Annotated in this window: 18 protein-coding genes; 10 read left to right on the top strand and 8 right to left on the bottom strand. The window is 60.8% G+C overall.

The features are described from left to right. Positions 1 to 73: 73 nt before the first annotated feature. From glcD to J2Y39_RS05320, 5 genes are all read left to right on the top strand, one after another. Positions 74 to 1573, top strand: a complete 1500-nt coding sequence (gene glcD / locus J2Y39_RS05340; protein ID WP_122880115.1) for a glycolate oxidase subunit GlcD — start codon at positions 74 to 76, stop codon at positions 1571 to 1573. Then, entirely contained in the window at positions 1573 to 2622 is a 1050-nt protein-coding gene (gene glcE / locus J2Y39_RS05335) for a glycolate oxidase subunit GlcE (protein ID WP_252877848.1), read from the top strand. Before glcD ends, glcE begins: the two co-directional genes overlap by 1 nt. A gap of 2 nt (positions 2623 to 2624) precedes the next feature. Then, positions 2625 to 3845 (top strand): glycolate oxidase subunit GlcF, encoded by a 1221-nt coding sequence (glcF, locus tag J2Y39_RS05330; protein ID WP_310215583.1) that lies wholly within the window; start codon positions 2625 to 2627, stop codon positions 3843 to 3845. A gap of 88 nt (positions 3846 to 3933) precedes the next feature. Beyond that, a complete protein-coding gene (locus J2Y39_RS05325) occupies positions 3934 to 5322 on the top strand; it encodes a VOC family protein (protein WP_310215581.1) in 1389 nt (462 codons plus the stop codon). 307 nt (positions 5323 to 5629) lie between these two features. Then, complete coding sequence (locus J2Y39_RS05320) at positions 5630 to 6457, top strand: glycosyltransferase family 2 protein (protein WP_095179545.1); 828 nt, start codon at positions 5630 to 5632, stop codon at positions 6455 to 6457. Between the two features lie 323 nt (positions 6458 to 6780). Here J2Y39_RS05320 and J2Y39_RS05315 read toward each other — a convergent pair whose 3' ends face one another. The 6 genes from J2Y39_RS05315 to J2Y39_RS05290 all read right to left on the bottom strand — a co-directional run bounded on the left by J2Y39_RS05315 (position 6781) and on the right by J2Y39_RS05290 (position 12222). Next, the gene (locus J2Y39_RS05315; RefSeq protein ID WP_252883546.1) at positions 6781 to 7365 is read right to left on the bottom strand and encodes a hypothetical protein; all 585 of its coding nucleotides are present in this window, start codon (positions 7363 to 7365) and stop codon (positions 6781 to 6783) included. 86 nt (positions 7366 to 7451) lie between these two features. Continuing rightward, positions 7452 to 7652 (bottom strand): hypothetical protein, encoded by a 201-nt coding sequence (locus tag J2Y39_RS05310; protein WP_310215578.1) that lies wholly within the window; start codon positions 7650 to 7652, stop codon positions 7452 to 7454. Between the two features lie 11 nt (positions 7653 to 7663). Further along, complete coding sequence (locus J2Y39_RS05305) at positions 7664 to 7906, bottom strand: hypothetical protein (RefSeq protein ID WP_056784562.1); 243 nt, start codon at positions 7904 to 7906, stop codon at positions 7664 to 7666. Positions 7907 to 8043: 137 nt separating this feature from the next. Then, positions 8044 to 9111 carry a lipocalin-like domain-containing protein gene (locus tag J2Y39_RS05300; protein ID WP_310215575.1) on the bottom strand — a complete coding sequence of 356 codons (1068 nt, stop codon included), beginning with the start codon at positions 9109 to 9111 and terminating at the stop codon, positions 8044 to 8046. Continuing rightward, positions 9101 to 11569: an ABC transporter permease gene (locus J2Y39_RS05295; protein WP_409037397.1), complete on the bottom strand. Its 2469-nt coding sequence runs from the start codon at positions 11567 to 11569 to the stop codon at positions 9101 to 9103. The genes J2Y39_RS05300 and J2Y39_RS05295 overlap by 11 nt, the downstream gene beginning before the upstream one ends. Next, positions 11569 to 12222: an ABC transporter ATP-binding protein gene (locus J2Y39_RS05290; RefSeq protein WP_016774109.1), complete on the bottom strand. Its 654-nt coding sequence runs from the start codon at positions 12220 to 12222 to the stop codon at positions 11569 to 11571. Before J2Y39_RS05290 ends, J2Y39_RS05295 begins: the two co-directional genes overlap by 1 nt. A 139-nt stretch (positions 12223 to 12361) precedes the next feature. On the opposite strand from J2Y39_RS05290, the gene J2Y39_RS05285 reads away from it, so the two are divergent. Beyond that, positions 12362 to 14335: an alkyl sulfatase dimerization domain-containing protein gene (locus tag J2Y39_RS05285; protein WP_310215571.1), complete on the top strand. Its 1974-nt coding sequence runs from the start codon at positions 12362 to 12364 to the stop codon at positions 14333 to 14335. Between the two features lie 12 nt (positions 14336 to 14347). Here the strand turns inward: J2Y39_RS05285 and J2Y39_RS05280 are convergent, their stop codons facing one another. Next, on the bottom strand, positions 14348 to 15196 hold the full coding sequence (locus J2Y39_RS05280; protein ID WP_310215568.1) for a helix-turn-helix domain-containing protein: 849 nt from the start codon (positions 15194 to 15196) through the stop codon (positions 14348 to 14350). Between the two features lie 96 nt (positions 15197 to 15292). On the opposite strand from J2Y39_RS05280, the gene J2Y39_RS05275 reads away from it, so the two are divergent. Together J2Y39_RS05275 and J2Y39_RS05270 are read left to right on the top strand one after the other, a co-directional pair. Then, complete coding sequence (locus J2Y39_RS05275; RefSeq protein ID WP_041478605.1) at positions 15293 to 16237, top strand: LysR family transcriptional regulator; 945 nt, start codon at positions 15293 to 15295, stop codon at positions 16235 to 16237. Further along, on the top strand, positions 16234 to 17253 hold the full coding sequence (locus tag J2Y39_RS05270) for a helix-turn-helix domain-containing protein (RefSeq protein ID WP_310215565.1): 1020 nt from the start codon (positions 16234 to 16236) through the stop codon (positions 17251 to 17253). Before J2Y39_RS05275 ends, J2Y39_RS05270 begins: the two co-directional genes overlap by 4 nt. Before the next feature lie 140 nt (positions 17254 to 17393). On the opposite strand, the gene J2Y39_RS05265 is transcribed toward J2Y39_RS05270, so the two are convergent. Next, a complete protein-coding gene (locus J2Y39_RS05265) occupies positions 17394 to 19091 on the bottom strand; it encodes a sulfatase-like hydrolase/transferase (protein ID WP_310215563.1) in 1698 nt (565 codons plus the stop codon). Between the two features lie 389 nt (positions 19092 to 19480). Here J2Y39_RS05265 and J2Y39_RS05260 point away from each other — a divergent pair, with 389 nt between their 5' ends. Together J2Y39_RS05260 and J2Y39_RS05255 are read left to right on the top strand one after the other, a co-directional pair. Next, the gene (locus J2Y39_RS05260; RefSeq protein ID WP_056784540.1) at positions 19481 to 20833 is read left to right on the top strand and encodes a UDP-glucose/GDP-mannose dehydrogenase family protein; all 1353 of its coding nucleotides are present in this window, start codon (positions 19481 to 19483) and stop codon (positions 20831 to 20833) included. Continuing rightward, a complete protein-coding gene (locus tag J2Y39_RS05255) occupies positions 20830 to 21864 on the top strand; it encodes an NAD-dependent epimerase (protein WP_041478601.1) in 1035 nt (344 codons plus the stop codon). The genes J2Y39_RS05260 and J2Y39_RS05255 overlap by 4 nt, the downstream gene beginning before the upstream one ends. Position 21865 lies beyond the last annotated feature (1 nt).

Below are 21865 nucleotides of genomic sequence, written 5' to 3'. Positions count from 1 at the left end.
CGCAGAGCGTCACGGGCTACATTCCCACGCAGAGCGTGGGAACGATCAGCGGAGACAGAAGGTTGGCGTTCCCATGAACATTCTTTACGACGAACGCCTCGACGGTCCGTTGCCCGAGGTGAACAAGGGCGAATTGCTCAAGGCCCTGCAACAAGCCCTGCCGGACCTGGACATCCTCTGGCGCGAAGATGAACTCAAACCCTACGAATGCGACGGTCTCTCCGCCTACCGCACCACGCCGATGCTGGTCGCCCTGCCCCGGCGCCTGGAGCAAGTGCAAACCCTGCTGAAACTCTGCCATCAGAACAACGTGCCCGTGGTCGCGCGGGGTGCCGGCACTGGGTTGTCCGGCGGCGCCCTGCCACTGGAAAAGGGCCTGCTGCTGGTGATGGCGCGATTCAACAACATCCTGCACATCGACCCCGCTGCACGTATCGCGCGGGTTCAGCCGGGTGTGCGCAACCTCGCCATATCTCAAGCGGCGGCGCCGTTCGGTTTGTATTACGCGCCGGATCCGTCATCGCAGATCGCCTGCTCGATCGGCGGCAACGTCGCGGAAAACGCTGGTGGCGTGCATTGCCTCAAGTACGGCCTGACCGTGCACAACGTGTTGAAAATCGAAGTACTGACCATCGAGGGCGAACGTCTGACGCTGGGCTCCGAGGCGCTCGATTCAGCCGGTTTTGACCTGCTCGCCTTGTTCACCGGCTCCGAAGGCCTGCTGGGGATCATCACCGAAGTCACGGTGAAACTGCTGCCCAAACCGCAAGTCGCCAAGGTCCTGCTCGGCAGTTTCGATTCAGTCGAGAAGGCCGGCCGCGCGGTTGCCGAAATCATCGCTGCCGGGATCATTCCGGGTGGTCTGGAAATGATGGACAACCTGGCCATTCGCGCCGCCGAAGACTTTATCCACGCCGGTTACCCGGTCGACGCCGAGGCGATTCTGTTGTGCGAACTCGACGGCGTCGAAGCCGACGTGCACGACGATTGCCAGCGCGTACGGGAAGTCATGACAGCGGCCGGCGCCACTGAAGTGCGCCAGGCCCAGGACGAGGCCGAGCGTGTGCGTTTCTGGGCCGGGCGCAAAAACGCGTTTCCGGCGATCGGCCGGTTGTCGCCGGATTATTACTGCATGGACGGCACCATCCCGCGCCGCGAATTGCCCGCTGTGCTGCAAGGTATCGCCAGCCTCGGCGAGGAATATGGCTTGCGCGTGGCCAACGTGTTCCATGCCGGCGACGGCAACATGCATCCGCTGATTCTGTTCGACGCCAACCAGCCAGGGGAGCTGCATCGGGCCGAGGCGTTGGGCGGCAAGATCCTCGAACTGTGCGTCAAGGTAGGCGGCAGCATCACCGGCGAGCACGGCGTCGGCCGCGAAAAAATCAATCAGATGTGCGCGCAGTTCAACAGCGACGAGTTACTGCTGTTTCATGCGGTGAAAGCCGCGTTCGATCCGCAGGGCCTGCTCAATCCCGGCAAGAACATTCCGACCCTGCATCGCTGCGCCGAATTCGGCGCGATGCACATTCACGCCGGGCAACTGCCCTTCCCCGAGCTGGAGCGATTCTGATGGCTGATTTCGATGCCGCCAACGCCCTGCTCGATCAGGTCAACGCCGCGCGGGCCAATGCCACGCCGCTGAAGATTCAGGGCGGCAACAGCAAGGCGTTTCTCGGTCGCGAGGTGGCCGGCGAAGTGCTCGACACCCGTGCTCATCGCGGCATCGTTCAGTACGATCCGACCGAGTTGGTGGTCACCGCACGTGCCGGCACGCCGTTGTCCGAGCTGCTTGCGGCGCTGGATGAGGCCGGGCAAATGTTGCCCTGTGAACCGCCGTCCTTCGCCGACAGCGCCACGGTCGGCGGTATGGTCGCCACGGGACTGTCCGGGCCACGCCGGCCGTGGTCCGGCTCGGTACGCGACTTCGTTCTCGGCACGCGGGTTATCACCGGCCTCGGTCAACATCTGCGCTTCGGCGGCGAAGTGATGAAAAACGTCGCCGGTTATGACCTGTCGCGACTAATGGCCGGCAGTTTCGGTTGCCTCGGCGTGCTCACCGAAGTGTCGCTGAAAGTCCTGCCGAAACCGCGCCAGTGCTTGAGCATTCGCCTTGATATCGACTGCGCTCGGGCCTTGAGCAAACTTGCCGAATGGGGCCAGCAACCGCTGCCGATCAGCGCGGCATGTCACGATGGCCAGAGTCTGTATCTGCGTCTGGAAGGCGGCGAAGGTTCGGTAACGGCGGCGCATCAACGGCTCGGTGGTGAGCCGTTGGACTCGGTTTTCTGGCGCGACCTCAACGAACAGCGCCTGAGTTTTTTCGACGAAGGTTTGCCGCTGTGGCGCCTGTCATTGCCGAACAATCTCGGCCCTCTCGAGTTGCCCGGCGAGCAACTGATCGACTGGGCCGGCGCGCAACGCTGGGTGAAATCCGAAAGCTCTGAGATTCACGCACTCGCCCATTCCTTGGGCGGCCATGCAACGTGCTTTACCCACGGTGCCACCGACTCGCCGTTTCAACCCTTGGCGCCAACCCTGTTGCGCTACCACCGGCAACTCAAGGCACAACTCGACCCGCAAGGGCTGTTCAACCCCGGGCGAATGTACGCGGAGGTTTAGCCATGCAAACCACCCTCAGCGAGCAATCGCGCCAACTGCCCCGCGCAGGCGAAGCGGAAAAGATCCTGCGCACCTGCGTGCATTGCGGCTTCTGCAACGCGACGTGCCCGACCTATCAATTGCTCGGCGATGAACTCGATGGCCCGCGCGGGCGCATTTATCTGATCAAGCAAGTGCTGGAAGGCGCACCGGCCACCGAGCAGACGCAACTGCATCTGGATCGCTGCCTGTCGTGCCGCAACTGCGAAACCACCTGCCCGTCCGGCGTCGATTATCACAACCTGCTCGACATTGGCCGCGCGGTAGTCGACAGCGCGGTGCCGCGCCCTGCCGCTCAGCGCTTGCTGCGCGAAGGCTTGCGCGCGCTGGCGCCGAATCCGGGGCTGTTCAAAGGCTTGCTGCGCATGGGCGCGACCTTTCGACCACTGCTGCCGCGCCTGCTGGAAAGCAAATTGCCGCAGCACTTGGGTGTTATGGGGTCGCGTCCCGCTCCTCGGCATCCGCGCCGAGTGTTATTGCTCGAAGGCTGCGTGCAACCGGGCCTGTCACCGAATACCAATGACGCGACCGCGCGGGTGCTCGATCGCTTGGGCATCAGCGTCACTCCGGTGAGCGAGGCCGGTTGCTGCGGCGCCCTCGACTATCACCTCGACGCTCAGGGCAAAGGTCTCGACCGCGCTCGGCAGAACATCGACGCCTGGTGGCCGCATCTGCAGAACGGCGCCGAAGCCATCGTGCAGACGGCCAGTGGTTGCGGCGCGTTCATCAAGGATTACGGGCATTTGCTGGCGGACGACCCGATCTACGCCTCGAAAGCACGGCGGATCAGCGAAATGACTCGGGATCTGGTGCAAATCATCGCCGAGGAACCGCTGGAGCAAGTGTGCGCCGCCAGCGAACGACGCATCGCCGTGCATTGCCCGTGCACTTTGCAGCACGCACTGAAACTCGGCGGCGCCGTGGAAGCCGTGCTGACCCGACTCGGCTTCAACCTCACACCAGTGCCGGACGGCCATTTGTGCTGCGGCTCGGCGGGCACCTACTCGCTGACCCAACCGGTGCTGGCGCGGCAACTGCGTGACCAGCGACTCAACGCTCTGGAAAGCGGCCGGCCCGAGTTGATCGTCACTTCCAATGTGGGCTGTCAGAGCCATCTGGCGAGCGCCGGGCGCACGCCGGTCAGACACTGGGTCGAGCTGGTGGATCAGTCGTTGGCAGAATGAAGTTCGTAGGATTCTTCGTTTGCCCGCGTGGGCGAAGGCTGCGATCTTTTCGGGCATCCATTTCGTCACCGTGGCAGGAATTTTTTTCATGACCGTGCAGCCGTTCGTCAGCCCCGACCTGATCCGCCAACGCTTCTCCCGAGCGATGTCCGACATGTACCGCGAAGAGGTGCCGCTGTACGGCGCGCTGATGGAACTGGTAGAAAAAACCAATCGCGAAGTGCTGGCACGTCAGCCTGACATCGCCGGACAGCTCAAGCGCACCGGCGAAATCGAACGCCTGGACATGGAACGCCACGGCGCCATTCGCGTCGGCACCGCGAGCGAACTGGCTACCCTCGCCCGCCTGTTCGCGGTGATGGGCATGCAACCAGTGGGTTATTACGACCTGACCCCGGCCGGTGTGCCGGTGCATTCAACGGCGTTTCGCGCGGTGCATGAAGAAGCGCTGCAGGTCAGCCCGTTTCGCGTGTTCACCTCGTTGCTGCGCCTGGAGCTGATTGAAGACGCCGAATTGCGTTCGTTTGCCGAGTCGGTACTGGCCCGTCGTTCGATTTTTACTGAAGAGGCGTTGCGCCTGATTGAACAGGCGGAAACGGCAGGCGGACTGAATGACGACGAAGCCGCAGAATTCGTCCGACAGGCCCTGGAGACTTTTCGCTGGCACCACAGCGCCACCGTCAGCGCCGCGCAGTACCAGAAACTCAGCGCCCAGCACCGCTTGATCGCCGATGTCGTTGCGTTCAAAGGCCCGCATATCAACCACCTGACCCCGCGCACGCTGGACATCGACACCGTTCAGGAGCAGATGCCTGCCCATGGCATCACACCCAAAGCGGTGATCGAAGGTCCACCACGCCGCAATTGCCCGATCCTGCTGCGCCAGACCAGCTTCAAAGCGCTGGACGAGCCGATCGCCTTCACCGATCAGCCCGAAACCCGTGGCAGCCACAGCGCGCGCTTCGGCGAAATCGAACAACGCGGCGCCGCCCTCACGCCCAAGGGTCGCGCGTTGTATGACCGCCTGTTGAATGCCGCTCGCGATGAACTGGGCGACTTCCCCAATGAAGCCAATGCCGCACGCTACAACGCGCTGATGACGCAGCACTTTGCCGAATTTCCTGACAGCATCGAGGGCATGCGCGAACAGGGGCTGGCGTACTTTCGTTTTTTCGCTACGGAAAAGGGCATCGCGCCGCACGGACTTGGCGAATCGTCCCTGGAGGACTTGCTGCGCGATGGCTACGTGAAAGCGGAGCCGCTGGTGTACGAAGATTTCCTGCCGGTGAGCGCGGCGGGGATTTTTCAGTCGAACTTGGGGGATGCCGCACAGGCGCATTACGCCGAACACTCCAATCGACATGCTTTCGAACAGGCGCTGGGGCGTTCGACCATTGAAGAGTTGGGGTTGTACGCCGAGACGCAACGGCGGTCGATTGAGGAATGTGCCGAAGTGCTGCGGATCAAACTGACCTGAATTTGCGCCGTTCTATTGTAGGAGTGAGCCTGCTCGCGATAGCGGTGTAACAGTCGCCGATGATGTGAGTGGAAAGACGCCTTCGCGAGCAGGCTCGCTCCCACAGGTTTTGCGGATGGACCGCCGTTCAGGACAAGCGACAAAACCAAATGGTCGCTGCATCTATTGGAAAACAATGTCGGATCTGAATTATCCCGCTTGTTTTCACAAACCAATCAGATCGGCAAATTAAGCTTCACCTAAGCTTCCCCCGCTAGCATCCCGGCTCATCAACCTGTCGTCTTGAGCCGTGATGAGTCCCTCCGACATGAAAGCCTTCGATCTGCCTACCCAGCCGCATCCCAACTTCAGTCTTGTTCTGGTCAATTACAAAACTCCGGACATCACCCGCATGTGTCTGGAACTGTTGCGCGAGCATGTTCAGGCGCAGGGCATTCCAGTGTGGGTGGTGGATAACGATTCGGCGGATGCCAGCCTCGATTATTTGCGTTCGCTGGACTGGATCAATCTGATCGAGCGGCCGTCGCCCGGTAAGGAAATGGGGCATATTGCCCATGGCAAGGCGCTGGATCTGGCCTTGGCGAAAGTTGAGACCGATTATTTGTTTCTGCTGCACACCGATACCTTTGTCTACGACATGGAAGTGTTCGCGATGATGATGCGCGAATGCACGAAAAGTGCGGACATGGCGGCGGTGGGTTGTGTTGAGCAACTTGATCGTGGGTGGCTGCGAGACACCTGGCGGTTAACTTCGCGGTTCTGCAAACATCATGTTCGTCGGCTAAAAGTTCATTTCGGCCTGCGTTCGAAACCACCACGCCCGTATAAAGAAACGCATCTGAAAAGTTTCTGTACGCTGTGGAATGCGCGTTTGATGAAGTCGCTCGGGCTGCACTTCTGCATGGATGAGGAGGTGCCTGGTTACACGCTTCAGGATCGAATGGTCGGGTTGGGCTATGGCGTCAGGTTCCTCTCGCCGCGGAAGATTTTCCGCTACCTGGATCACATCCAGGCCGGCACCGTCGCGGCGGCAGGCACGTATGGCAAGGATCACCGCCGTACAAAAATGTACCAGCAGACACTCAAGCGCTTGCAGGGGCAGCATGGCAAAACCGGTATGCAGGCTTCGACTTGATCGAAAACAATAAAAAAGGGCGACTTCAAAGTCGCCCTTTTTGTTTGCAGATTCTGTATACAACTTTCGCCAGTAGTGGAGTTCGCCCAGTGTTACGGCCTGGCAATCCTTGCACCGGTAAAGAGCCCTGACACTGGGCGAACGCCGAGGATTTTAATTCAAACAAGTGGACCTGTCGTCATGGGCAAACATGAAATTTTTGCACTGAAAAGTTAAAAACTGTGTTTTGCCGATTTATCCCGGGAATTGTCTTACAAAAACCTTTATATGATTGCTCTCATACATAAAGTTGTACAAGAGCAATAAACTTGTAGAGTTAATACTCAACTATCGTGCTGACTGGTCACTTTCAGGATATCGGTATAAGTGACAATAACGCTCTGCCCTACTTTCAGATCTTTCAACTTGGCCTGAATCTCCGGCTTCTTCACATCGAGCGTCTTCGATTGTCCGGACGGATCTTGGAGGGTGACCTGATTGGTCTTCAAATCGATTTTGCTGATTTTCAGCTGCACCTGAACCTGACGATAGCCCTCGCCGCCCGGGTTATCGCTGCCCGGGGCCTTGCGCAGTTCGCCGGTACGTTCGGTGGTGCCCGGCAGACCTTTATCTACATCGGTGTCGAGATAAGCCGCGACAGACCGCTGCACTTCGATCTTCACCAGGTCCCCCACCTTGAGATTGGCGAGATTTTTCGCTTTGTCGCTGAGCTGAACGTGGACCTGACGTCCCTCGGGGCCTTCCAGCACGACCTGGTGATTGGCCGGGTCGACGGCGAGCACTTTGGTGGTAACGGAATCGGCCTCAACGACGGCGGATAACGGAATGTCGGCAGCTAAAGCGCCGAAACTGGCAGCAGAAAGCAGCGTTGCGAGAGTGATGGCCTTGGCCAGAGCGTCGAGCTTCATATGCATTACTTTCCCTGTGATGAAATGGCGACGCCCACCGCCGAAACGACTTCAGCAGCAGGCGTGCCAGTGAGCATAGACGCTGTTCAGGGCTTGACTTGGGTTTGTGGCCCACGGGTATGTGGCTTGGCGGTCTCTTGCGCAGTGGATTCGCCACTCGGCGTACCCTTGCCGCTGTCCTGCCGCTGCTTGGGATCGGTCGGGCGCAGGGCATCATTGTCGCGCTCGGTTTCGCCGACCGGGCGTGGTTCGTCGGGGTTGTCGTTCTGGTTGCTGGTGGTATTCATGGCAGGAGTCCTCAGGCTTCGGGATCTTCGAGTTCGCGGGCGACGTTGACCTCGGGTGACTGCTTGTGCAGATCGTCGGCTTTGGCGCGCATCAACTGCCATTGCTCAAGATCGATTGCGCCTTGGCCGAGCAGGTCATCGGCGATGCGTTGCAGATCGAGGTAGTGAGCGTCAGGGGAGTTCTGCCAGTAGGCTTGATCGTCGAACAGGCGCTGCCAGGTGTCGAGGTCTGGGGGTTGCAGGTCGTCGCTCATGGGTGAGTCCGAAAATGGCGGGTTTCTGGGTAGAGCGGAGAGCGCTGGCGAGAGTTCCAGTCAGTTAACTCAGCGGTCACAGCGCTGACGCTTTCGCGAGCAGGCTCGCTCCCACAGGGAAGAAAGCGGTGCCGCCGTTAATATCCGGTCATTTCCAGATAGCCTTGGCCAGGATGGCTGCCATCAATCTTCACCGGCCCTTCCCAGTACGGGATACGCAAATCCATCCACGCATTGCGGTTGATCGCGTCAACGCTGATATCGAGTTTCTTGTCAGGAATGCGGATCGACCATTTCACCGGCATCGGTCGATCGGCAACCTTTGCCGTGTCCTGCGGCACAAGGCTGATCTGCTCGCTGCGCAACGTCTGAATCTGCCCGTCAGCGGCGATCCAGGTGCCGGTCAGATAAGGCGCGCCGGTCTTCTGCCGCATGCGATAAAGCATCACGTGTTCGCCGCTGTCCAGATGCAGCGAGAACCAGTCCCAGCCAGTTTGATTGGCGGTGAGTGGCTGACTGCTCCACTCGCGATCGAGCCACGCCGGGCCGCTAACGGTGTAGGCCTGGCCGTCGATCTGCAGCGTGCCGCTGGCCTGGAAAAATGGCTGGCTGTAGTAATACGACGCCTGGCCTTCTTCGGATTTTTGGCTGAAACCGTTGTCGCCCTGCAGCACCAGCGGTCGGCTGGAGGTAAGGCGCAGTTGATAAGCGAAATTCTTGTCACGAGCACTGAGTTGCATATCGCTCAACGGATCCTGCGCCTGACTGGCAAACATCCAGTCATCGATCCACGCCTCGAACGGCGCCAAGCGCACGCCGGCCTGGCCTACTCCGCCCCGGGCGTAGCGCTCGGCGGCATGATGCACCGAGCGCGAAGTGACTGCCGCATGGCCCAGCCAGATCGTTTGGTTGCCCCAACCGGCCTGCTCGGCGACGGGTTTCAGGGCGCTGCGAAACAGCGTCCATTGCACGCCGAAATCATTGCCCTGCTGATCCTTGAGGTTGGCGGTGACGTACCACCACTCAATGCGAAAACCATCATGCGCGCCATGATCGGCCGGGAAGCTGAATACCCGTCCGGGCACCACCGGGGTGAACGATTGCGCCTGATCGCCCATGCCGGCAAAGCCCTTTTCCTCCGGTGCAGGCTGATCGCAGCCAGCCAGCAGCAGCGCAATCATCAGCACGAGCCATTTAGTCCTCATGGGCAAACGTCCTCAGCAAGTCCGCCGGTTGTGTGCGGTACAGCGAATACAGCGGCCATGCCGAAGCCAGTAAAGTCGCGAGCAAGGCCAGGCCCATCAGTTGCAACAACTGCAACGGGAACACCCGCAGCGGCAGTCGCCAGCCGAACGCCTGCACGTTGATCACCGCATCGAGGCACCACGCCAGGGCGATGCCCAACGGCAGCGCCAACAGCAACGTCAATACGGCAAGCAGCCAGGTCTGACCGAGGTTGAGCAGCATCAATTGTTTGCGTGTAACGCCCAGCGCCCACAGCGGTGCGAGCTGACTGAGGCGACTCTGGCTCTGAGTGAGCAGACTGATGAACAGCGCCACACCCGCCACGGCCAGGGTCAGGCTGTTCAAAGCTGCTGTCGCAGCAAATGTGCGTTCAAAGACTTGCACCGACCAGCCCTTGAGCCGCGCCTGATCGACGATGCGGTTGTCATCCAGCGCAAAACGCGCCTGCAAGGCGTTGAGCAGCGCCGGAATCTGCGCTGGGTCGATACGCAGATTGAAGCGGTTCGGCGTGAGTTGCGGCCATCCGCGCAGCAGGTGCTCACTGCTGATCAGCACGTGCCCCTTCGGATTGCCGTAGTCGGCGTAGATGCCGACGATGCGCGGCGACCATGTGCCGTTCGGCGTGGGAATGTTCAGATGCTCGCCCGGCTTCACTTTCAGGCGTCGCGCCAGTTGTTCGCTGAGCATCACCGCATCGTCCGTGGCCAGTTTGCCCCACGGATCGCTGCCACTGCTGTCGAGCAACGGCCAATGCTGGCGATAGTACGAGTGGTCGATGATGCCGTAGACATCGGCCGGCCAGCCTTGCAGCGTCACCGAAACCTGCCAGTTGGGCAGCACAGCGGTCACGTTGCGCTGCTGCTTGAGCCAACTGTGCATCTCGCGGGCCTGCGCCGGGTTGGCCGGGTTGACGTACAACTCGGCGCTCAGGCGTTGTTCGAGCCAGTCGTTGAAGGTCTGGCGAAAACCGGCGGTCATGCTGCCGGCGCCGATGTTGGCGGCGAGCGCCAACAGCAGCGCCATCAGCGCCAGACTCAGGGCTGGCAGTTGCTGGCGGCAGTCGGCGAGAAACCACTGGCCGAGCACCGACCGACTGCGCCCGAGCAACGGGTTCAACAACGCGCTGAGCAACACCGGCAAGGCCAGCGCGGCACCGAGCAACAGCCCGGCCATGAGCACGAAACCGCTGCTCAGGCTGTCGCCCCAGATCAGCGCCGCCAGCGCAATTGTCAGCAGCGCTGTCGCCAGCCAACCCTGTCGGCGCAACCAGCGCGAATACTGTTGATGCCAGGCCTGCGGATCGGCCACCGCCAGCAACGGCAGACGCGCCGCCCGCAGCAGACTGTTGGCCCCGGCCAGCAACGCGCCGAGCAGGCTCAGACCGATGCCGCTGAACCACCACCAGGGACTCAAACGCAACTGCCCCGCCACTTCCGCGCCATATAAACCGCGCAGGCTGGCGGCGACGTCCGGCAGCAGCACGCTGGCCAGCCAATAGCCGCTGATCACACCGAACAATCCGCCGATCAGCGCCAGCACACCCAGTTCAACCACCAGACATGCGATCAGCATTCGTGCACTGACGCCACAGGCGCGCAAGGTGCGCAGCAAACCTCGGCGCTGTTCCAGAGCGAGGCCGATGGCGGCGTGGACGATGAACAGGCCGACCAGAAATGACAAAAATCCAAGGGCATCAAGATTGAGGTGAAAGCTCTCGGTCAGCCGCGCGAGGTTGTTTTCTTCGCCGCTGCTCTTGAGCTGCAAGCGATCGGTGAAACTCGCTGGTAATTCTTGATGAAAGTCTTTGGGCAGCAGCAATCGCGACAATTGCTCGGGTTGTTCGAGCAGGCGCTGCGCTACGCCGATGTCGACCAGCAACAGGCCCGGCGCCATGTCCTTCTGCGCGAGCAGTGGCGGCAGGGTTTGGCCGTTTACGGTTTGCGCTGTATCACCTTCGCGCAAGCCGAGAATTTGCAGGGTGTCCGGAGAAATCCAGGTGCTGCCCGGCGGGCTGAAAAATTCGACGATGCGCTCGATCGGCATCGCCTGCCCGGCCACTGCCGAATCCGTCGGCAGCGACACCGGCTCGATGCCCATCACCTGAATCCGCTGGTCTTCGTGACCCTTGAGCGTCAGCCGGCCCTGCAACACCGGCGACACCGGCCAGCCCTGACGGCGCAATTCGATAAACCAGCGCTGGGGAAACAGCGCCCCATTCGGCGTGCTGAGGCTGGCCTGCGGTTCGCCGCCGATCATCTGGCTGGCCCGCGCGTAGCTGTCACGTGCCTGACTGTTCAGCGCCTCGACGCCAGTGAGCAGACTGGTGGCCAGCCACAACCCGGTCAGCACGCTGAAAAACTGCACGGGATGGCGCCGCCAGTGGCTGAGCAGCGCGCGCAGGGTTTGCCGCCAGATCATCAGGCGACCCGCCCGTTCGACAACACCACACGCTGGGCCAATCGCGCCGCGACGCGCTGACTGTGGGTGACCATCAGCAGGGTCGTCGGCGTGTCATCGAGCAATTCCAGCAACAGCCGCAGCACTTCATCGCTGGTCGCTTCATCGAGGCTGCCGGTGGGTTCATCGGCCAACAGCAATTTCGGCTGCGAAGCCAATGCTCGGCCCAAAGCGACTCGTTGCTGCTGACCGCCGGAGAGTTGCTCGGGATACCGCGAGAGCAGATCGCCCAGACCCAGACGCTGCACCAGATGCGCTTGCCAGCGCGGCTCATGGCGCCCGGCCAGGCGCGCCTGAAAGGCCAGATTGTCTTCCACGCGCAGACTGCCGATCAGGTTGAACTGCTGAAACACCAGACCGATTTCCGTACGTCGCCAGTTGGCCAGTTGCGCTTCGCTCATGGCTTCCAGACGATGTTCACCGCTGCGGATGCTGCCGCTGTCGACCTTGTCCAGCCCCGCTACCAGATGCAGCAGCGTGCTTTTGCCACTGCCCGATTCGCCCATCAGCGCCAGGCTGCCACCGGCCTCCAGCGTCAGGTCGACGCCTTGCAGCACCGGCAACAATCCCTGTGGCGTGGCATAGCTTTTGAAAACGTCGCGAACCTCAAGCATGGGCAAACCCGATCAGTGAACCTGGGCCTAGGATAGCGGCCCTGAATGGTTTTTGTCCGCTGATGATCATCGTCAACCCAGCGCCGCGCCCTAAGCTGCTGGCTGTTCGGCCATAACGATAAAAAAACCGGAGACACCCATGCCCCGTTTCATCCTGAGCCCGCGTGGCCTGCTGACCTGCCTGATCACCGCTTGCCTGAGCCAGCCGTTGCTCGCTGCTGACGGTCCGGTGGCGCCAAGCGTGCAAACCGCCGCAAGCAACGCTGCCGTGCTGCAAACCCTGCCTTTCAGCGACCGCACCGATTTCGAATCCGTCAGCAAAGGCTTGATCGCACCGTTCAAGGGCCAGATCAAGGATGCCGCCGGCAAAGTCATCTGGAACGTCAATGCCTATGATTTCCTCGCCAAAGACAAGACGCCGGAATCGGTCAATCCGAGCCTGTGGCGGCTGGCCCAACTCAATGCCCACGCCGGTCTGTTCGAGGTCAGCCCCAAGCTGTATCAGGTACGCGGTCTCGACCTCGCCAACATGACCATCATCGAAGGTGACGACGGGCTGATCATCATCGATCCGCTGACCATGGCCGAAACCGCCAGGACGGCGCTGGATCTGTACTACGGCAATCGCCCGCGCAAACCGGTCGTCGCGGTGATCTACAGCCACACCCATGTCGATCATTTCGGCGGCGTGCGCGGGGTGATCGACGAGGCCGATGTCAAGTCCGGCAAGGTCAAGGTCTACGCGCCGGTCGGCTTCATGGAACACGTGATGAGCGAGAACGTCATGGCCGGCAATGCCATGAGCCGCCGCGCGCAGTACCAGTTCGGCAGCCTGTTGCCGCGCAGTGAAAAAGGTCAGGTCGATGCTGGCCTCGGCAAGAGCGCGCCCAGCGGTGGCACGGTCACACTGATCGCGCCTACCGATCTGATTGCCGAGCCGTTGGAAACCCGCACCATCGCTGGCCTGCAAGTCGAATTCCAGCTGACCCCGGGCACCGAAGCGCCAGCGGAAATGAACCTTTATCTGCCGCAGCTGAAAGCCTTGTGCATGGCCGAAAACGCCACGCAGATGATGCACAACATCCTCACCCCGCGCGGCGCGCAAGTACGCGATGCCAAAGCCTGGTCGCAATACCTCGATGACAGCCTCATGCGCTACGGTGACAAGGCGGACGTGCTGTTCGCCCAACACAACTGGCCGACCTGGGGTGGTGAGCGCATTCGTACTTTGCTCGCCGATCAGCGTGACATGTACGCCTTCATCAACGACCGCACCCTGCACTTGCTCAACCAGGGCCTGACGCCGCTGGAAATTGCCGAAGCAATCAAGAAACTGCCCGGCTCGCTCGATCAGAAGTGGTACACCCGTGGTTATTACGGCTCGCTGAGTTTCAATACGCGCGCGGTGTATCAGCGCTACATGGGTTTCTACGACGGCAACCCGGCCAACCTCAACCCGCTGCCGCCGGTCGATGCGGCTAAACGCTCGGTCGAGGCCATGGGCGGTGCCACGTCGGTGCTGGAAAAAATGCGCAGTGCGATGGCCAGCGCTGACTACCGCTGGGCCGCGCAGTTGGGCAGCCAGTTGCTGTTCGCCGATCCGGACAACGCGGATGCCCGCAACGCTCAAGCCGAGACTCTGGAGCAGTTGGGTTATCAAAGCGAGAACGCCACCTGGCGCAACATGTACCTGACCGGTGCGATGGAACTGCGCAACGGCGTACCACCGCAGTCTGCCAATACCGTATCGGTGGACATGGTCCGGGCGATGAGTCCGGAAATGTTCTTCGATTACCTCGCGGTACGCCTGGACAGCGACAAAGCCGTGGCCCATGACCTGACGCTGAACTGGACGTTCGACGATGTGCAAAAGGATTTCACCCTGACCCTGCGCAACGGCGTGCTGACTCACCGCGCCGGCTTGAATCCGGCGGCGGATGCGAGCGTCAGCCTGAGCCGCGATACGCTGGAGAAGATCAGCCTGAAGCAATTGGACTTCCCGACGGCGATGCAAAAAGGGCTGGTGAAGTTGCAGGGCAATGGTCAGAAATTCGGATTATTGATGGGCAGCCTGGATACGTTCGGGCCGCAGTTCAATATCGTCACGCCTTAGGCCAAACGCCCCTCATGCCTGACCGGGATTCAACCGAAACTGCTTCGGCGTAATCCCGAACTGTTTGCGAAACGCGCGGATAAAGTTGCTCGGCTGGCGATAACCCAGCCGCTCGGCGATCCGTTCGATCGGTTGATCGCCCGCCGTCAGCCAGTGCCGCGCCATCGTCAGATTGTCCTCACGCGCAGGCGCGCAAGTTGCAGCGTGCCAGTGGCGCAGCATGCTCTGGTGCAGAAACGGGTTGGCGCCCAGCAAGGCCTGATCGAGCCTGGAGCGCGGCAAGGTCAGGCACAGATGCTCGCCTTGCTCCACCGCGATACCCACTCCACGCAGCCAGCCACCGGCCATTTGCGCGGGGCGCAGGCTGACACTCACAAACAAATCTCCAGGCGCCCCGCCGAGTCGACGGGCAATGTTGCGCACCAGCGTTATCGCCGCCGCATCCAGAGCGAAATGATGGAGCTGCCCCTGCAGCGAACGCAGGCGCAAACGAGCCACGTCGCCTGCCTCGACCAACTCCACCGCAACGTAATTGATCACCCTTGGCAAGCAGTCAATGAAGCACTTCAGACTGGCCCGCAGGGTCGCGGCCGAGTCGAGCAGAATATTCAGTCCTTGCAGGCAATCGGTCGCCATCCCGTCGGACAGTTCGCAGCCAAACGTCGGCGCTACCCCGGCCCATTCACACTCACGCCACAACCGTTCAAGCGCTTGTGCGGCGATCAATTGATGCTGTCCGGCGAGCACTGACGGGCAGATCCCGACGCGCGTCATCAAGCGTTGCGGGCACAGCCCGGACTGGCGAGCATGCGCGAGAATCGTGCGGGTGAACGCGCTGGAGGCGAACAGAGGCTGAGACATGAAGGCGGCCATCGAAGAACAGGCGTGTACTTATGCCAGCGGACGTGCTATCGATCCAATGCATTAAAAGTATTCGCAAAATGCAGGAGACGCATGATGGATCTTCGCCAGCTTCGCCACTTGGTCGCCCTCGCTGATTACCGCAACTTCGGGCGCGCCGCCGAGGCGATCAACCTCAGCCAACCGGCATTCAGCCGCAGCATCCAGACTCTGGAACGGGATCTCGGCTGCGAACTGGTCGAGCGCAGCAGCCGTGAGTTTCGCCTGACCGGGCAAGGACAACTGGTGCTGCAACATGCGCGGCGCCTGCTCGCTGGCAGTCAGGCGCTGCACAACGAATTGACGCAATACAACGGCCTCACCGGCGGCGAACTGCAATTCGGTTGCGGTCCGTATCCGGCGCAAGTGCTGGTGCCGGAAGCGCTGGCCGACTTCATTGATGCGCATCCGGCGATTCGCACGCGGTTTCATCAGGGCGACTGGCAGCAATTGACGCTGTGGTTGCGCGAGCAGCAGATCGAGTTTTTCGTCGCCGATGCGCGGCACTTCGTCAGCGATCCGCAGTATCAGGTGCACCTGCTGCGCACGCGGCCGGGACGGTTTTTCTGTCGCGCCGGCCATCCGCTCCTCGCGCAACGAGACCTGCGCTTGCGCGCCCTGCTCGATTACCCGATCGTCGGCACGCGCATTCCACCGATGATCCGCAAGGTACTCGCCGATATCCTCGGTGAGCAGGACTTCACCCCGAGCGTCGAGTGCGCACAATTTGACGCGATCCAGCGCGTAGTGCTGCGTTCAGACGCGGTGGGGCTTGCCACGCTTGAGGCCTTGCGTGAACAACTTGATCGAGGCCTGATCGAGCTGCTCGACTTTGTCGACGTCCCCCATGACGAGCCGGCGCTGCAACTGGGTTACGGCATCGTCAGCCGCGCCGGTTTTACCCTGACGCCAGCAGCGCGGGCGATGATCGAGGCGATCCTCAGCGTCGATCAGCGTTTGCTGGCGGCTAACGGAGCGACGGGAGACGCGCGCACAACATGAGCAAAATCCATCCGCAGCCCGTCAACGCTTTTTACGCGCCGACCCTGCTGCCGGCCATTGAAGAATTGCTCGCGCGCGGCATTACCCAAGGCGCAATCGAAGCACTACTGCGCCGCAGCCTGTTCGATCTGCGCACGCCGTTCACGCGCATGCCGCTGCTGATGTCGCGGCGCTTCTGGGCGTTTGCCGTGGAACAGAGCGGGGATCCACTGATCGGTCTGGCGGCGGGTGAACGTTTCGTTTCGACGGCCACCAATGGACTGACCTATCTGTTCGATGTCGCCGTGTCGCTGGAACGTGCCTGTGCGTTTTTCGCCGAGTACTTTGCGTTTTTCAACGGACATTTCCGTGTGCAAATCCTGCGTGAAGATGACGGCGTAACACTGCGTCTGGTCGAAGCCGGCAGTCTGGGTGCTCCGGCGGCGCTGACCGATTACATCCTTGTCAGCCTGTGCAGCCTGGTACGACGCAAATTGCTCGCCAGCGGCGTGAATCGTGATCCGGTGCTAGGTGTGGCACTGGCATCGGCAAGCCGCGAGCAGCATCAATCGGCATTGCGCGCCCCGGTGAGCGCAGAGCAATCATGCGCGGCGATTTATCTGGATCCTCAGCTGTTCGTGATGCCGTTGACACCGGGCAATCCGGCATTGGAAACAACGCTTGTCGATCTGCTGGAACAGACCCGACGCCTCAGTGAATCGACCTTGCTCGGACAGCTCAGCGATTATCTGATCGAAGATCTGGCTTCAGCGGATTGGCAGCAGTTCTGTGCTACACAGCATGTGCTTGAGCGCACGGCGGCAAGGCGCTTGAAGGCGTTGGGCTGGACTTTCAGCGAACTGCTTGATGAGCATCGCCGCTATCGTGCCGAGGACCTGTTGCAATCCGGGGCGCTGGAGCTGGTCGACGTGGCGGATCGCTTGGGTTACAGCGATGTGCAGGGATTCAACCGGGCTTTCGCGCGTTGGCTGGGGTGCGCGCCTGGGGAGTATCGCGCGCGGTGGCTGAAGCTTTGAATTGGCTGGTGTCAGTGCTGGCCCCATCGCTGGCAAGCCAGCTCCCACAGAGGCCAGTGCTGACACAGGATTTGTGAACAACCTCGAACCCTGTGGGAGCTGGCTTGCCAGCGAAGAGGCCCGCCCGAGCAACTCAAAACTCATTGCCCCGCAGCCACACTCGCCGGTGCCCGCTCAGGCGTAACGATGCTGCCCAGATCGATATGCTTCCACTCAGGCTTGGCACCCAAGCGCGCATTGAAGCGGTAGTTGAAAGTGAACTCATCCGCCGTCGGCACGCTCAGCGGTTTGCCATATACCGCTTCAATCCCCGCAAGGTCATAACCCATCACCTGCAACAGCGTCGGGAAGATGTTGTAGTGGCTGGAGCGGTCCTTGTTTGCCGGCAGATTCGCTGCCCAGTCCGGCGTCTGCAATCCACGGCCCTGAATCACCACCAGCGGCACCAGCCCCTCCTCTTCCACCGGGTCGCCGCCGCAGTGGGTATTCAAGCCCGGGTTGCCGCGCTCATGCAGATCCTGGCCATGATCGGAGGTGTAGATCAGCAGCGCATTGTCCAGATTGGCCTGGGCAAACACCCGGGCGAAGAACTCGCCGACGTTCCACAACAGCGTGTTCTTGTAGGCGTTGCGATACAGCACCCAGTCATCCGGCTGGCCATTGAAACCGGGGCGTTCGCCAGTGTCGGCGACTTCGGTGAACTGCCCGCGCGGCAGCGTCGGCCGGTAGGCCATGAACGCGTCCGGGTATTTGTCATGCACCGGAAAATGCGCGCCGACCTTATTGATCACGATCAGCTCGGGGCGATCGTCATTGAGCAATTCGATCAGCTTCGCCGCTGCCGCCATGTCGCGGTCGCGCACGCTGGTCTGGTCGAATTGCACGAAACTGTCGATGTCGTTTTTCTCGGCGGCGGTCATCAGGTTCTGCAGGTTGCCGGCCGTGCGTTGGGCGTCGATGTAGACCGTGCCGAGCCCGGCCTTCTTCGCGTACTGCCAGATCGACGGCAACGTGCTGTTGATGCGCCTGTAATCGGCGCGGGTGCCGCCGTAGCGCAAGGTGACGTTGGTGTCGGCGCTGCAGTTGGCAATGGACGCGGCATAACCGAAGTTGAAGACATCGACCCCGGCCGGCGCTTGCTTGAGGTTGCTGTGCACGCCGAACGGCGCGTTGATGTCGAGGTAATTGCCGGAAATGCTTTCGTCGATGATCAGCACGATATCGTGGCCGACGGCAGGCGTGGCGCGCGCAAGCGTCACCGATTCACGCGGGCCGACGGTGTCATGCAACGCTTCGTAAGCAAACAGGTTGAGGTAGGCCAGCGGCGTGTACATGATCGGCAGACCACGTGCGCCCTCACCCGCTCGTAGAAACAACAATCCGCTGAGCATCAATACGCCGACGAGGGGCGCCGCGACCCGCAACGTGTTGGGTATGAACAGCGCATGACGCGGCTTGAGCCCGATGCCGAACAACAGCAGCAAGCCACTGAGCAGCGCGCGCAGGATCGCGTCGCGGTACTGATAGGCCGCTTCCTGAATGAAGCCGCCGGAGTACACCAGCGAGACAAAATCGCTGTACCTCAGGTAATCCGCCGTGACCCGGGTATAGACATCGAAAAAAACCGCCGCAACAAACAGCGTTAATGCGAACGCATGTCGAACAAGAGCCTGACGTATATAGGCAGTTAGATATAACGCGAAAGTAAGCGCCAAAAACATCGCGCCAAAAACAAGTACATTAAAACCCCACCCGATAGCATTTAACCGGTCCAGATAGTAGTCGGAAAAGAGCAATAAGTAGGCAACTAAAAGCAGTTCCTTGGCGTATTTGAACATGGCGATACCGGCCGTCCGAAATGGGAGGTTGTCAAAGCTTTGTCGGTCAGAACCTGACACTAGCACCCGGCCATCAAAGCGCAAGAAATGACTGATAGCCGGGTAAAGCGTCAAAAAAACGGTGACTCAAATCTGACACACCCGGGGGGATGAAAGCCTTTAATTTCGGGGACTTAGACCGTCTGTCGGTTAAATTGAATCTGAACAAATCTGCAAAGAAAGAACAAATTCAATCGCAGCAATGACTTGATGGCCAATCGCCAAAAACGCCTCAAGTGTTATACCCGTGCAACATGTCATTTTGCTGACACGCTTTTCAAACCCTGCGCTATACCCCTTTAACAATCTCATTCCGTAGTTAACTTTTCTGGTTTTATTGAGGTGCGCAGATGGACGTGAGCGTATTTGGCACTGGCTATGTCGGACTTATACAAGCCGCTGCACTTGCCGATGTCGGTCATCGGGTTTTATGCATTGATATTGATCCGAACAAGATCAAACAACTGCAACAAGCGGTACCGCCCATCAGTGAACCAGGCCTGTCCGCAACACTTGAAGAAAACATCAAGGCCGGGCGCTTGTTGTTCAGCACCCAGGCCAGTGATGCGGTGACTCACGCCGAGCTGATTTTCATCGCCGTCGGCACCCCGGCGGACGAAGACGGCTCAGCCGACCTCAGCCATGTACTCAACGTCGCCCGGCAGATCGCCGGCCTGATGGAGGCCGATCGCACGCTGATCATCAAATCCACAGTGCCGGTCGGGACTGCCGATCAGGTTCTGGCCACGGCCACCAGCGAATTGCTGCAGCGCGGAAAAACCGAGCTGCAGGTGCGTGTGGTTTCCAACCCGGAATTTCTCAAGGAAGGCAGTGCCCTCGCCGACTGCATGCGCCCGGACCGGATCATCATCGGCACCCGCGACGACGCTGCCCGCGAGCAGATGAGCGAGCTGTACGCGCCGTTCTGCCGCAACCACGAAAAACTGATGTTCATGGACAACCGCAGCGCCGAGCTGACCAAGTACGCGGCCAACGCGATGCTCGCCACCCGCATCAGTTTCATGAACGAACTGGCCAATCTCACCGAGCTGCTCGGCGCCGACATCGAAGCGGTGCGCAAAGGCATCGGCTCCGACCCGCGCATCGGCTATCACTTCATCTATCCGGGCTGCGGCTTCGGTGGCTCGTGCTTTCCCAAGGATCTGCGGGCCTTGCTGCACACCGCCGAACACAACGGCATGCCGCTGAAACTGCTGCGCAGCGTCACCGACGTCAATGACAGCCAACGGCACATCCTGTTCAGCAAATTGCGCGCGCAGTTTCCGCAAGGCCTGGCCGGCAAATCCATCGCCGTCTGGGGCCTGGCGTTCAAACCGAACACCGACGACATGCGCGAAGCCCCCAGCCGTTACCTGATGGACGCGTTGTGGGCCGAAGGCGCCAGCGTGCAGGCTTATGATCCGGAAGCCATGTCCGAGTGCCGGCGCATCTACGGCTACCGCAACGACCTGCACTTGTGCGCGACCCGCGACGACACCCTTGAAGACGCCGACGCGCTGGTGATCTGCACCGAGTGGAAAAACTTCCGCGTGGTCGATTTCGAACTGCTCGCCGAGAAGCTGCGTTCGAAGGTAATCATCGATGGGCGCAATCTCTACAACCCGGAACAAGTAGCCGCCGCCGGCCTGCATTACAGCGGCATCGGCCTGCGCCACATCGCCCCCGAAGGGCTGCGGCCATGAAAATTCTGGTGACCGGTGCCGCCGGTTTCATTGGTGCCCATTGCGTCCTGCGCTTGCTGCGCGACGGGCATTCGGTGGTCGGCCTGGACAATTTCAATCACTACTACGACCCGCAGCTCAAGCACGACCGCGTGCAGTGGGTGCGCGAGCAGGTCGGCGATTTTCCGCTGGCGACGGTGGATCTGGCCCACGCTTCAGCGATCGATGCGCTGTTTGCCCGCGAGCAGCCACAAGTGGTGATCCATCTGGCTGCGCAGGCCGGGGTGCGTTATTCGCTGGACAATCCACGGGCGTATCTGGACAGCAACCTCAACGGTTTCCTGAACATTCTCGAGAGCTGCCGCCACCACCCGGTCGAGCACCTGATCTACGCCTCGTCGAGTTCGGTGTACGGCGCCAATCAACACACGCCTTACTCGGTCAAGGATGGCGTCAACCATCCGCTGTCGCTGTACGCCGCGACCAAGAAAGCCAATGAACTGATGGCGCACAGCTACAGCCATCTGTTCGGCATTCCCTGCACCGGCCTGCGCTTTTTCACTGTGTACGGGCCTTGGGGTCGGCCGGACATGTCGCCGATCCAGTTCGCCCGGGCGATCAGCGAAGGCGAGCCGCTGAAGCTGTTCAATTACGGCGAGCACCAGCGCGATTTCACCTACATCGACGACATCATCGAAAGCATCGCACGCCTCATCGATCAGCCACCGCAAGCCAATCCGCAGTGGGATCGCGAGCAGCCCGACCCGGCCAGCAGCATGGCGCCGTGGCGTCTGTTCAACATTGGCGGGCAGCAGCCGGTTGCACTGAAAACCTACCTCGCGCTGATGGAAAAACATCTCGATCGGCAAGCCATTGTCGAGCTGCTGCCGCTGCAACCGGGCGACGTGCTCAACACCTGCGCCGAGGCCAGCGATCTGGCCCAGGCCACCGGATTCCAGCCCCGGATAGAACTGGATGAAGGACTGGGCCGCTTCATCGCCTGGTTCCGCGACTACTACCCCACTGCCCGTGCGCCGCTTGCGGCTGATTGAA

The organism is Pseudomonas sp. 2957 (assembly GCF_031456345.1).
Taxonomy (GTDB): domain Bacteria; phylum Pseudomonadota; class Gammaproteobacteria; order Pseudomonadales; family Pseudomonadaceae; genus Aquipseudomonas; species Aquipseudomonas siliginis.
This window is presented reverse-complemented; position numbering and strand designations above follow the sequence as displayed.

Excerpts from the sequence above, each read along its gene's own strand:
- glcD (WP_122880115.1), top strand. The coding sequence starts at position 74 with ATGAACATTCTTTACGACGAACGCCTCGACGGTCCGTTGCCCGAGGTG.
- glcE (WP_252877848.1), top strand. The coding sequence starts at position 1,573 with ATGGCTGATTTCGATGCCGCCAACGCCCTGCTCGATCAGGTCAACGCC.
- glcF (WP_310215583.1), top strand. The coding sequence starts at position 2,625 with ATGCAAACCACCCTCAGCGAGCAATCGCGCCAACTGCCCCGCGCAGGC.
- J2Y39_RS05325 (WP_310215581.1), top strand. The coding sequence starts at position 3,934 with ATGACCGTGCAGCCGTTCGTCAGCCCCGACCTGATCCGCCAACGCTTC.
- J2Y39_RS05320 (WP_095179545.1), top strand. The coding sequence starts at position 5,630 with ATGAAAGCCTTCGATCTGCCTACCCAGCCGCATCCCAACTTCAGTCTT.
- J2Y39_RS05315 (WP_252883546.1), bottom strand. The coding sequence starts at position 7,365 with ATGAAGCTCGACGCTCTGGCCAAGGCCATCACTCTCGCAACGCTGCTT.
- J2Y39_RS05310 (WP_310215578.1), bottom strand. The coding sequence starts at position 7,652 with ATGAATACCACCAGCAACCAGAACGACAACCCCGACGAACCACGCCCG.
- J2Y39_RS05305 (WP_056784562.1), bottom strand. The coding sequence starts at position 7,906 with ATGAGCGACGACCTGCAACCCCCAGACCTCGACACCTGGCAGCGCCTG.
- J2Y39_RS05300 (WP_310215575.1), bottom strand. The coding sequence starts at position 9,111 with ATGAGGACTAAATGGCTCGTGCTGATGATTGCGCTGCTGCTGGCTGGC.
- J2Y39_RS05295 (WP_409037397.1), bottom strand. The coding sequence starts at position 11,569 with ATGATCTGGCGGCAAACCCTGCGCGCGCTGCTCAGCCACTGGCGGCGC.
- J2Y39_RS05290 (WP_016774109.1), bottom strand. The coding sequence starts at position 12,222 with ATGCTTGAGGTTCGCGACGTTTTCAAAAGCTATGCCACGCCACAGGGA.
- J2Y39_RS05285 (WP_310215571.1), top strand. The coding sequence starts at position 12,362 with ATGCCCCGTTTCATCCTGAGCCCGCGTGGCCTGCTGACCTGCCTGATC.
- J2Y39_RS05280 (WP_310215568.1), bottom strand. The coding sequence starts at position 15,196 with ATGTCTCAGCCTCTGTTCGCCTCCAGCGCGTTCACCCGCACGATTCTC.
- J2Y39_RS05275 (WP_041478605.1), top strand. The coding sequence starts at position 15,293 with ATGGATCTTCGCCAGCTTCGCCACTTGGTCGCCCTCGCTGATTACCGC.
- J2Y39_RS05270 (WP_310215565.1), top strand. The coding sequence starts at position 16,234 with ATGAGCAAAATCCATCCGCAGCCCGTCAACGCTTTTTACGCGCCGACC.
- J2Y39_RS05265 (WP_310215563.1), bottom strand. The coding sequence starts at position 19,091 with ATGTTCAAATACGCCAAGGAACTGCTTTTAGTTGCCTACTTATTGCTC.
- J2Y39_RS05260 (WP_056784540.1), top strand. The coding sequence starts at position 19,481 with ATGGACGTGAGCGTATTTGGCACTGGCTATGTCGGACTTATACAAGCC.
- J2Y39_RS05255 (WP_041478601.1), top strand. The coding sequence starts at position 20,830 with ATGAAAATTCTGGTGACCGGTGCCGCCGGTTTCATTGGTGCCCATTGC.